Below are 11829 nucleotides of genomic sequence, written 5' to 3'. Positions count from 1 at the left end.
ACCCCCAGCTGGAACCAGCCCGGCCGTCATGGTCGGGCGCCTGTGAGGACGGTGTTGATGACCACGCCGCAGTATCGGGACGCGCACCGGGCACCCGCCCTGTCCGCCCCTCCCACGGCTCACGGTCTGTACGACCCCGCCGCCGAGCACGACGCGTGCGGCGTCGCCTTCGTGGCGACGCTCCGTGGCACGCCCGGACGCGACATCGTTGACGCGGGCCTGACGGCCCTGCTCAACCTCGACCACCGCGGCGCCGTCGGCGCCGAGGAGAACAGCGGCGACGGCGCCGGGATCCTCACGCAGATCCCGGACGCGTTCGTGCGCGACGTCGTCGACGCCGAGCTCCCGCCCGCCGGCCACTACGCGATCGGCATGGCGTTCCTCCCGCAGGACGCCGACGCGGCGGCCACCGCCGTGCGCGCCGTCGAGGCCATCGCGGCGGAGGAGAAGCTCGACGTCCTCGCCTGGCGCGACGTGCCCGTGACGGCCGACCTCGTCGGCCCGAGCGCGCGTGCCTCGATGCCGGTGTTCCGTCAGGTCGTCGTCGCCGACCCGGCGCGCGAGCTCTCGGGCGTCGAGCTGGACCGCCGCACGTACCGCCTGCGCAAGCGCGCGGAGAACGAGCTCGGCCTGTTCTTCGCCTCGCTCTCGGCGCGCACCCTCACGTACAAGGGCATGCTCACGACGGCGCAGCTCGAGCCGTTCTTCCCGGACCTGTCCGACCCCCGCTACGCGAGCGAGATCGCGCTCGTGCACTCACGGTTCTCGACGAACACGTTCCCGTCGTGGCCGCTCGCACAGCCGTTCCGCATGATCGCGCACAACGGCGAGATCAACACGGTGCGCGGCAACCGCAACTGGATGGCCGCGCGCGAGGGCACCCTCGCGAGCGACGCCGTCGGCGACCTCGCGCCGCTCCTGCCGGTGTGCTCGGAGGGCTCGAGCGACTCGGCGAGCTTCGACGAGGTGCTCGAGCTCCTGCACCTCGCCGGGCGCCCGCTGCCGCACGCGGTCCTCATGATGATCCCGGAGGCGTGGGAGAACCACGCCGAGATGGACCCCGACCTGCGCGCGTTCTACGAGTACCACTCGACGCTCATGGAGCCGTGGGACGGCCCCGCGTGCCTGAACTTCACCGACGGGACGCTCATCGGCGCCGTGCTCGACCGCAACGGTCTGCGCCCGGGTCGCTACTGGGTCACCGAGGACGGTCTCGTCGTGCTCGCCAGCGAGGCCGGCGTGCTCGACCTCGACCCGGCGACCATCGTGCGCAAGGGCCGTCTCGAGCCCGGGCGCATGTTCCTCGTGGACACCGGCCAGGGCCGGATCATCGAGGACGAGGAGATCAAGTCCCAGCTCGCGGCGCAGCGTCCCTACGCGCGGTGGGTGGAGGAGAACTCCGTCTACCTCGACCAGCTCCCCGAGCGCGAGCACGTGGCGCACAGCCCGGCCTCGGTGCAGCGCCGCCAGCGTGCGTTCGGCTACACCGAGGAGGAGCTCAAGATCCTCCTGACCCCCATGGCGAACGCGGGCGCCGAGCCGCTCGGCGCCATGGGCACGGATACGCCGATCGCGGTGCTCTCACAGCGCCCGCGCCTGCTGTTCGACTACTTCACGCAGATGTTCGCCCAGGTGACGAACCCGCCGCTCGACGCGATCCGCGAGGAGCTCGTCACCTCGATCGGCGGGGCGATCGGCCCCGAGCCGAACCTGCTCGTCGACACGCCCGAGCACGCACGCAAGCTCGTGCTTCCGTTCCCGGTGCTCGACAACGACCAGCTCGCCAAGATCATCCGCGTCGACAAGGACCCGAGCCTCGAGGGCATCTTCCGCGCGGTGACGATCAGGGGCCTGTACCGGGTCGCCGGCGGGGGAGAGGCCCTGCTCGAGCGCCTCGAGGAGATCTTCGCCGAGGTGGACGAGCACGTGGCGGCGGGCGCGAGCTTCATCGTGCTGTCCGACCGCGACTCCGACTCCGACCTCGCGCCGATCCCCTCGCTCCTGCTGTCGAGCGCCGTGCACCACCACCTGCTACGTCGGCACACGCGCACGCAGGTGTCGCTCGTCGTCGAGGCGGGCGACGTGCGCGAGGTGCACCACGTCGCGCTGCTCATCGGCTACGGCGCCGCCGCGGTCAACCCGTACCTCGCCATGGAGACCGTCGAGGACCTCGCTCTGCGCGGCTATCTCGGCGTGGACCCCGACAAGGCGGTCGCGAACCTCATCAAGGCGCTCGGCAAGGGCGTGCTCAAGGTCATGAGCAAGATGGGCATCTCGACGATCTCCTCCTACCGGGGCGCCCAGGTCTTCGAGGCCGTGGGGCTCTCGCACGACCTCGTGCGCGACTACTTCGCCGGCACGACGTCACGCCTCGGCGGCATCGGCCTCGACGTCATCGCGGCCGAGGTCGCGGCGCGCCACGCCGAGGCCTACCCGGCGTCGGGCAACCACCAGGCGCACGTGCGCCTCACCACGGGCGGCGAGTACCAGTGGCGTCGGGACGGCGAGGAGCACCTCTTCGACCCGGAGACGGTGTTCCGCCTGCAGCACTCGACGCGAGAGCGCCGGTTCGACATCTTCCGCCAGTACACGCACCGCGTCGACGAGCAGTCCTCGCGGCTCATGACGTTGCGCGGCCTGCTGGAGCTCCGCGAGGGCGAGCGTCCCGCCGTCCCGCTCGACGAGGTCGAGCCGGTGAGCGAGATCGTCAAGCGGTTCAACACCGGCGCGATGTCGTACGGCTCCATCTCGGCCGAGGCCCACGAGACGCTCGCGATCGCGATGAACCGCCTCGGGGGTCGCTCGAACACGGGCGAGGGCGGCGAGGACCCGGAGCGCCTGTACGACCCGGAGCGGCGCTCGAGGGTCAAGCAGATCGCGTCCGGCCGGTTCGGCGTGACGAGCGAGTACCTGACGAACGCCGACGACATCCAGATCAAGCTCGCCCAGGGCGCCAAGCCCGGCGAGGGCGGTCAGCTCCCCGGTCACAAGGTGTACCCGTGGGTCGCGAAGACCAGGCACTCGACGCCGGGCGTCGGCCTCATCTCGCCGCCGCCGCACCACGACATCTACTCGATCGAGGACCTCGCGCAGCTCATCCACGACGCCAAGAACGCGAACCCGGCCGCGCGGATCCACGTCAAGCTCGTCTCCGAGTTCGGTGTGGGCACGGTCGCGACCGGCGTGTCCAAGGCGCACGCCGACGTCGTCCTCATCTCGGGTCACGACGGCGGCACGGGCGCGAGCCCGCTGACGTCGCTCAAGCACGCGGGGACGCCGTGGGAGATCGGCCTGGCCGAGACCCAGCAGACGCTCGTGCTCAACAACCTGCGCGACCGCATCGTCGTCCAGGTCGACGGGCAGATGAAGACCGGGCGGGACGTCGTCGTGGCAGCGCTGCTCGGTGCCGAGGAGTTCGGCTTCGCGACCGCCCCGATGGTCGTCTCGGGCTGCATCATGATGCGCGTGTGCCACCTGGACACGTGTCCCGTCGGTGTGGCCACCCAGAACCCCGAGCTGCGCTCGCGCTTCACGGGCAAGCCCGAGTTCGTCGTGAACTTCTTCGAGTTCATCGCGGAGGAGGTGCGCGAGTACCTCGCACGCCTGGGCTTCCGCACGGTCGAGGAGGCCATCGGCCACGTCGAGTACCTCGACACGCGCAAGGCCGTCGACCACTGGAAGGCTCAGGGTCTCGACCTCGGCCCGGTGCTCGAGAGGCCCGTGCCCGTCGAGGGGGCGTCGCTGCGCAACACCACGACCCAGGACCACGGACTGGACAAGGCGCTCGACAACCAGCTCGTCGCCCTCGCGGCGGACGCGCTCGAGCGTCGGGAGCCGGTGCGGATCTCGCTGTCCGTGCGCAACGTCAACCGGACCGTCGGGACCATGCTCGGTCACGAGGTCACCAAGCGGTACCGCGGCGAGGGCCTGCCCGACGACACGATCGACGTGACCCTCACGGGGTCCGCCGGCCAGTCGCTCGGCGCGTTCCTGCCCCGCGGGGTGACGCTGCGCCTGTTCGGCGACGCCAACGACTACGTGGGCAAGGGCCTGTCGGGCGGGCGGATCGTCGTGCGCCCCGACCGCAACGCGGTCCTCACCGGATCGAGCAACGTCGTCGCGGGCAACGTCATCGGCTACGGCGCGACGTCCGGCGAGATCTTCCTGCGCGGGCGCGTGGGCGAGCGGTTCGGCGTGCGCAACTCGGGCGCGACGCTCGTCGTCGAGGGCGTGGGCGACCACGGCTGCGAGTACATGACGGGCGGGACCGTCCTGGTCCTCGGCCCCACCGGCCGCAACTTCGGCGCCGGCATGTCCGGCGGCACGGCGTACGTGCTCGACCTGCGCGAGAGCGCCGTCAACACGAGCGCCCTCGCGACCGGCGAGCTGGGCCTGAGCCCGCTCGAGGACGCCGAGGTGACGCTCGTGGAGGCGCTCGTGCGCCGCCACCACGACGAGACCGGCTCGCTGCTCGCGGCCGAGCTGCTCGCCGACTTCCCCGCGGCCGCGCAGCGCTTCACGCGCGTGCTGCCGACCGACTTCGCGCGCATGCGCTCCGCGCTCGACAAGGCCGAGTCGGCGGGGCTCGACCCGGCCGCGCCGGGCGTGTGGGACCAGATCTTGGAGGTGGCCCGTGGCTGACCCCCGCGGATTCCTGAAGGTGCGGGAGCGCGAGCTCCCACCGAACCGCCCGGTCGACGTCCGCCTGCGGGACTGGAAGGACGTGCACGCGCACCTCGAGGAGGGCCAGGTCTTCCTCAAGGAGCAGGCGGGCCGCTGCATGGACTGCGGCATCCCGTTCTGCCACCAGGGCTGCCCGCTCGGGAACCTCATCCCCGAGTGGAACGACCTCGTCTACCGCGACCAGTGGGCCGACGCGATCGACCGCCTCCACGAGACGAACAACTTCCCCGAGTTCACCGGCCGGGTGTGCCCGGCGCCGTGCGAGTCGAGCTGCGTGCTCGGCATCAACCAGCCCGCGGTGACGATCAAGAACGTCGAGGTCTCGATCATCGACGAGGCGTTCGCGCGGGGCTACGTCACGCCTCGGGTGCCGCAGCGGCTCACGGGCGCGACGGTCGCCGTCGTGGGTTCCGGTCCCGCCGGTCTCGCCGCGGCCCAGCAGCTCACGCGCGCCGGCCACACCGTCGCCGTCTACGAGCGGGACGACGCGATCGGTGGGCTCCTGCGCTACGGCATCCCGGACTTCAAGCTCGAGAAGCTCCACATCGACCGCCGCATCGCGCAGATGGAGGCCGAGGGCACGCGCTTCCGCCCCGGCGTCGAGATCGGCGTCGACATCACGTGGGACGACCTCCGCGCGCGGTACGACGCCGTCGTGGTCGCCACGGGCGCGACCGTCCCCCGGGACCTGTCGATCCCGGGGCGTGAGCTCGGCGGGATCCACTACGCGATGGAGTTCCTGCACCAGGCCAACGCCGTGGTGGCCGGGCGCGTCGTGCCCGACCAGATCACGGCCGAGGGCAAGCACGTCATCGTCATCGGCGGCGGCGACACGGGCTCGGACTGCCTCGGCACCTCGCTGCGCCAGGGTGCGACGAGCGTGACGACGCTGGCCATCGGCAAGCAGCCGCCGCTCGAGCGTGCGGCGGGCCAGCCCTGGCCGACCGACCCGATCCTCTTCGAGGTGTCCTCGTCCCACGAGGAGGGCGGCGAGCGCGAGTACCTCGCGTCGACCGTCGAGTTCGTCGGGGACGAGAACGGCACGGTCCGCGCGCTGCGCGTGGCCGAGACCGAGTACCTGCCCGACGGCCGCCGTGTCCCGAAGGCCGGCACGGAGCGCGAGATCCCTGCGGACCTCGTGCTCGTGGCCATGGGCTTCACCGGCCCGGAGACCGAGACCCTCACGGCCCAGGCGGCCGTGGACCTCACGTCCCGCGGCCTGGTCGGGCGCGGCGACGACTTCGCGACGTCGCTGCCGGGCGTGTTCGTGGCCGGCGACGCCGGCCGCGGGCAGTCGCTGATCGTGTGGGCGATCGCCGAGGGACGGGCTGCGGCGGCTTCCGTCGACGCCTACCTTCAGGGAGGGACCGAGCTGCCCGCGCCCGTGCGCGCGAGCACCGTGTCACTGCGCGCTTGACGTGCACCCCGACGTCGGATGTCCGGCGCCGGGACGATGAGCGGGGCATCCTTGGGAGGGGCACCCCGCGACGTCCGGCTCGCAGCCGGGCGGAGGACTAGAGGCTGGAGATATGCGCAGAGCAAAGATCGTCTGCACCATCGGACCTGCGACCGAGTCGAAGGAGCAGCTCCGGGCGCTCGTCGACGCCGGCATGGACGTCGCGCGGATCAACCGCAGCCACGGCAGCGCGCAGGAGCACGAGGCCGTCTACCACGGCGTGCGCGAGGCCGCGAAGGCGTCGGGCCGTTCCGTCGCCGTGCTCGTCGACCTCCAGGGGCCGAAGATCCGGCTCGGCCGCTTCGCGGAGGACCAGAAGCACTGGCTGGAGGAGGGTGACACCTTCACCATCACGACGGACGACGTCGTCGGCACCAAGGAGCTCGTCTCCACGACGCACAAGGGCCTGCCGGGCGACGCCCGCGTCGGGGACCCGATCCTCATCGACGACGGCAAGGTGCTCGTCCGCGTCACCGCCGTCGAGGGTCCCCGCGTCGTGACGCGCGTCGAGGTCGCCGGCCCCGTGTCGAACAACAAGGGCCTGAACCTGCCCGGCGTCGCGGTCTCCGTGCCGGCGCTGTCCGAGAAGGACCGCGACGACCTGCGCTGGGCGCTGCGCCTGGGCGCCGACATCATCGCGCTGTCGTTCGTGCGCTCCGCCGAGGACTTCGACGACGTCAAGGCGATCATGGACGAGGAGGGCCGCACGGTCCCTGTCGTCGCCAAGATCGAGAAGCCTCAGGCCGTCGAGAACCTCGCCGAGATCGTCGACGCGTTCGACGGCGTCATGGTCGCCCGTGGCGACCTCGCGGTCGAGCTGCCGCTCGAGCAGGTCCCGCTCGTCCAGAAGCGCATCGTCGAGATGGCGCGTCGCAACGCGAAGCCCGTCATCGTGGCGACGCAGGTGCTCGAGTCCATGACGAACTCGCCGCGCCCGACGCGCGCCGAGGCGTCGGACTGCGCCAACGCCGTCCTCGACGGTGCCGACGCGGTCATGCTCTCCGGCGAGACGAGCGTCGGCGAGTACCCGATCCTCACCGTCGAGACCATGGCGCGCATCATCGAGGCGACCGAGGAGGCGGGCCGCGAGCGGATCGCCCCCCTCGGCTCGACCCCGCACACCCGCGGTGGCGCGATCACCCGCGCGGCCGCCGAGATCGGCGAGATCCTCGGCGTCAAGTACCTCGTGACGTTCACGCAGTCCGGCGACTCCGCGAAGCGCATGTCCCGCCTGCGCTCGCACATCCCGCTGCTCGCCTTCACGCCTCGCGAGCACGTGCGCAACGTCCTGTCGCTCACGTGGGGCACGCAGACCTACCAGGTGCCCGAGGTGGAGAACACCGACGCGATGGTGGGCCAGGTCGACACGACCCTGCAGGCCAACGGCCTCGCCGAGGTCGGCGACCTCGTCGTCGTCGTCTCCGGTGCGCCCGTCGGCCAGCCGGGCACGACGAACTCGATCCTCGTGCACAAGATCGGCGACCACTCCGACACGCGCAAGTGACCTGGCCGCGCCCGTGAGGGCGCAGCCTCGTCGCAGGGTCTGACGGCGGCGCCCCCTCGCAGGGGCGCCGCCGTTCGTCGTCTCCGGGTCGGGACGTGCGTCGTGGTCGCGTCCGCGGTCCGGAGAGGAGGAGGGCGCGGGTCTACCATCCGGCCGCTCGTGCCTCGCGGCCTCCCGCCAGACCCCCCGACCCGCGCCCTCCTCCTCTCCGGCCCCGCTCCCGGTCCCGTCACCTCGCGAGCCGCGGCGAACGTCGTCGAGCACGGCGCGGCGTACGACGACCAAAGTTGTCAGCACCTCACGGGTCCCTAGGGCGACGAGACGCTGACAATTGTGTGGCCGCGAAAGTTGTCAGCGCTCGGCGGGTCTGAAGGGCGACGGGGTGCTGACAACTCGGGAACGACGTCGGGCGGCGCCTGGGCGAGCGGCGCCCAGGATGGGACGACCCCGGCCACCCAGGGCGACCACGCGGCGTCGCACGACCGAGACTGGTGCGGTCACGCCCGTACGAGCCGGGGTTCGCTGACCCAGCGAGGTGCCGTGGGCGACGTCGCGAGCCGCGCGAGCATGGCGTCGAGCACGACTGCGCGGTCGAACTGGAGGGCGTGTGCCCGGGCGGCGTCGGCCCGAGTCGCGCCCTCGTGCGACGCGGTGCCGAGCACGACGTCGTCGAGCGCCCGCGCGATCGCGTCCGGGTCCGCGACGGGCACGATCGTCGCGTGCTCGCCGACGGCCTCGCCGATCCCTCCCGTGTCGGTCGTGATGACCGGCCCGCCGCCGGCGAGCATCGACTCGACGAGCGCGATGCCGAACGTCTCGACGAACTCGGGTCGTGGCTTGCTCGGCAGGACGAAGGCGGCGCTGCCCGCCATGAGATGGGGCTTCGTGGCGTCGTCGACGTCGTCGAGGAACACGATCCGGTCGGCGACGGCGCTCGCGGCGGCCCGTGCTCGCAGCTCGGACTCCGCCGGTCCGCGGCCCGCGACGACGAGGCGCGTGGTCCTGGCGGTCCGCGAGAGCGCGTAGCCGTCGATGAGGTCGTCCACGCCCTTGGCGGCGGCGAGGCGCGACAGGTACAGCACGTACCCGTCGCGCTCGAGCCCGCGATGGGCCAGGACGTCGCTGGTGGTCGTCGGGTCGAGGTCGGTGTAGGCGCCGGTGTCGATCGCCGGGTAGGAGACCTGGATGCGGGACCGGCACTGGTCGGCGAAGAACGTGCCGTGACGGTCGTCGATCTCCTGGGCGCACGCGACCACGAGGTCGCGCGTGTAGCGCGAGACGGCGACGCAGAGGTCGCTCGCGAGGTAGTCGGTGAGGACGTGGGCGGCGGCGCCGAAGCGGCCCTCCTCGACGCACGTGCGCACGACGTTGGTGACGTCGGAGCCGACGGCCTCCGCGATCGTCGCGACCTCGACCGGCAGGCCGGTGCTGCGCGCGACCCGTACGGCGTCGGCCACGGCGGTCGTGTGCGGGCTGAGGTAGAGCGAGAGGCACACGGTGGGCACTCCGTCGGTGAAGAGCTCGACGAGGCGACCGGTGAGCCCGGCGAGGTAGCGCCCGTCGGGCACCTTGTAGTCGCCGACGGGTGCGGGGCGCTCGACGGTGATGCCGGGGCTGTACGGCAGGACGGTGTCGAGCGGCTTGAGGGGCAGCCCGGCCGCCTCGAGCCGCTCGACCGGCCAGGTGACGATCCGCACGTCGGTGAAGCCGCGGTGGAGCGCGGCCTCGGCGAGGTTGCGCGCCTCACCGGAGTGGCCGCAGATCACGGGATCGGCGCGCACCACGATGACGAGGCGGCGGGTCTGCGTCCGGGGCGGGGTGGTGGTCATGACGTCTCCGGGGTCGTGTCGTCGGGGCGGGTTCGGGTCGAGGTGCCGGGGTACGACGGCGGCCGGTGCTCGGGCGCGGTGCCCCAGCCGGACGGCTCGGGGCCGAGCTCCAGGAGGAGGCGGCCGCCCCTGCGCACGCGGTCGGCGGGCAGCCACGTGCGTGGCAGCGGGCGCCCGTCGAGCCACGCGGCGCGCACGTACTGCGGCGGCGTGCGCGGGCCGGGCTCGACGAATCCGGTGGTCTCGATCGTGAGGACGCCGCCGGGGAGCCGGAGGCGGGACTCGGCGAACGCCGGGGCGTTGACGAGGAACAGTCCCTGCCCGGCGACGGGGAAGAGGCCGAGGGACGCCCAGAGATACCACGAGCTCAGACCGCCGGAGTCGTCGTTGCCGGGCAGCCCGCCCGGCCCGGTCCCGAAGCGCTGGTGGACCGCGGCGTGCACGATCTCGGCCGTGCGGTCCGGCCTGCCCGCGTAGTGGTAGGCCCAGGGCGCTTCCATGTCGGGCTCGTTGTTGAGCCCCTCGAAGCGGTCGAGCGCGTAGCCGGCGGCCATCTCGGCGGGTGACGGCCGCTCCCGCGGCTGCGCCACGGGCGGGGCGCCGAACCCGAAGAAATGGTCGAGGAGCGCGACGAACGCGTCGTCGCCGCCGGCGAGCGCGATCCGGGCCGCCATGTCGTGCACGAGGCGGAACGAGTAGTTCCAGCGCCCGCCCTCGTAGAACGTCGAGTCGCGCAGGAGCCCGGTCGAAGAGTCGAACGCGTTCACCCAGCCCTGCGCGTGCTGGGCCAGCTCGTCCGCGAGCGCCTGGTCGCCGACGCGGCGGGCCACGCGGGCAGTGCACCAGTAGCCGGCCGCGAGGTCGAGGGTGTGGCTGATCGGGTGGGCGACGCCCTGCAGGAGGTAGTCCTCGCCGTAGGTGCGGCGCAGGTCGTTGTGCATGTGCACGAGGGCCCAGTCCCAGTCGATGCCGGGCACGTCGAGCGCGCACAGGTCGGCGAGGAAGGTCTGCACGAGCGCGCTCGCCTGGCGGGAGAACCGGTCGGCGCCGCGCGCCATGCGGTACCCGATCGGGAAGTTCCCCTCCTCCTCGCAGATGTGCAGCAGGGCTGTGGCGAGCTCGACCGCGCGGTCCGGCCACAACGTCGCGAGCAGCGGGAGCTGGGTGCGGTAGATGTCCCACATCGTCGAGACGTCGAACGCGAACGGCGTGTCCCCGGGCCAGAACGGGCTCTCGCCGGGGGCGAGGCACGGCTTGAGGAGGGAGTGGTAGAGCGCCGTCGCGAAGACCGCGCGCCGGTCGGGGTCGGGGCAGTCGACCTCGATCCGGTCGAGGTGCTCGGCCCACGTCGTCGCGGTGCGCTCGTGTCGGCCGGCGAAGCTCGACGGACCGGGGCCGCGGTCCAGGACGAGATTCTCCCGGGCCTGCTCGGGCCCGCGCAGCGAGAAGCCGAGGTGCAGCTCGACGACCTGCCCGGCCGTCGTCGGGCCGGCCCACAGGAGGCCGAACGGGCGCAGGGTCGTCGGTCGGATGTCGCCGAAGTCGAGCCGCGTGCTGCCCGGCATGAGGCGGCGGTCGTACCAGAGCATCTGCCGCCAGCGCCGTGCGTCGCACTCGAGGTGCACCGCGAGCGGTGCACCTTCGACGACGATCTCGCCGGCCGCTGCCCCGGGTCCGAGCGTCCCGAGGTGGGCGCGCAGCGGCACGGTCGCCCCGTAGGGGATCGCGAGCCCGCCGAGCGAGAGGTCGACGACGAGCCGCGCGTCGTGGTGCTCGGGGAACGTGTACCGGTGCACGGCGCTCTTCGGCCCGACGGTGACCTCGCACCGGATCCCGCTGCCGAGCGTCGCGGCGTACCGGCCGGGCGACGCCTCCTCGTCGAGGAGGTCCCAGTGCCGGCCGAGCGCGTCGAGCGGCTCGAGCATCGGTGTCACCCGGACGTAGTTGTAGTACTTGCGGATCGCGCCGGTGCCGGACTGCTGGAAGTGCGTGAACCCGGACGCGACCTGGTGGTCGAACAGCGCGGTGGGGACGCCCTCGGTGCTGAGGTCGTACCGGCCGTACCCGGTGGGGTAGGCCCCCGAGTACGCGCAGGCCGAGACCATGCCGAGCGGGTGGCTCGCGCCCGGATGGGTGTTGCCGACCTGCGGCTTGGGCGACCACCACGCCGCCGCGAGGCCCGACGGCTCGGGCAGGTCCGTCGCGGCCGTGCCGACGAACGGGTCGACGTGGTCGATCACGAGAGCCTCCCTCCTGCACGGGTCGGTCCGTGACGGGCCGGTCCGCAGGACGCTACGAGCGCACTGTGTCAGGCGGGTTTCGGCGAGGTGACGACAGGGCGGCGATGCTCAGCAGGT

Annotated in this window: 5 protein-coding genes; 3 read left to right on the top strand and 2 right to left on the bottom strand. The window is 72.4% G+C overall.

Annotated features, from left to right (window positions below; genetic code table 11):
- Positions 1–57: 57 nt before the first annotated feature.
- The 3 genes from gltB to pyk all read left to right on the top strand — a co-directional run bounded on the left by gltB (position 58) and on the right by pyk (position 7643).
- Positions 58–4641, top strand: coding sequence for a glutamate synthase large subunit (gene gltB / locus AC4H2H_RS02395; RefSeq protein ID WP_494369217.1), 4584 nt, complete (start codon positions 58–60; stop codon positions 4639–4641).
- Positions 4634–6100, top strand: a complete 1467-nt coding sequence (locus AC4H2H_RS02390) for a glutamate synthase subunit beta (RefSeq protein ID WP_494369216.1) — start codon at positions 4634–4636, stop codon at positions 6098–6100. The genes gltB and AC4H2H_RS02390 overlap by 8 nt, the downstream gene beginning before the upstream one ends.
- 112 nt (positions 6101–6212) lie before the next feature.
- Positions 6213–7643: a pyruvate kinase gene (gene pyk / locus AC4H2H_RS02385; RefSeq protein ID WP_494369215.1), complete on the top strand. Its 1431-nt coding sequence runs from the start codon at positions 6213–6215 to the stop codon at positions 7641–7643.
- A 497-nt stretch (positions 7644–8140) separates the two neighbouring features.
- Here the strand turns inward: pyk and AC4H2H_RS02380 are convergent, their stop codons facing one another.
- Positions 8141–9472 (bottom strand): glycosyltransferase, encoded by a 1332-nt coding sequence (locus tag AC4H2H_RS02380; RefSeq protein ID WP_494369214.1) that lies wholly within the window; start codon positions 9470–9472, stop codon positions 8141–8143.
- Complete coding sequence (locus AC4H2H_RS02375; RefSeq protein ID WP_494369213.1) at positions 9469–11712, bottom strand: glycoside hydrolase domain-containing protein; 2244 nt, start codon at positions 11710–11712, stop codon at positions 9469–9471. Before AC4H2H_RS02375 ends, AC4H2H_RS02380 begins: the two co-directional genes overlap by 4 nt.
- Between the last annotated feature and the right edge of the window lie 117 nt (positions 11713–11829).

The sequence above is a fragment of the Cellulosimicrobium sp. BMG9.22 genome, from assembly GCF_059159975.1.
Note: the sequence above shows the minus strand (reverse complement) of the source record. Positions and strands in the feature narration are given on the sequence as shown.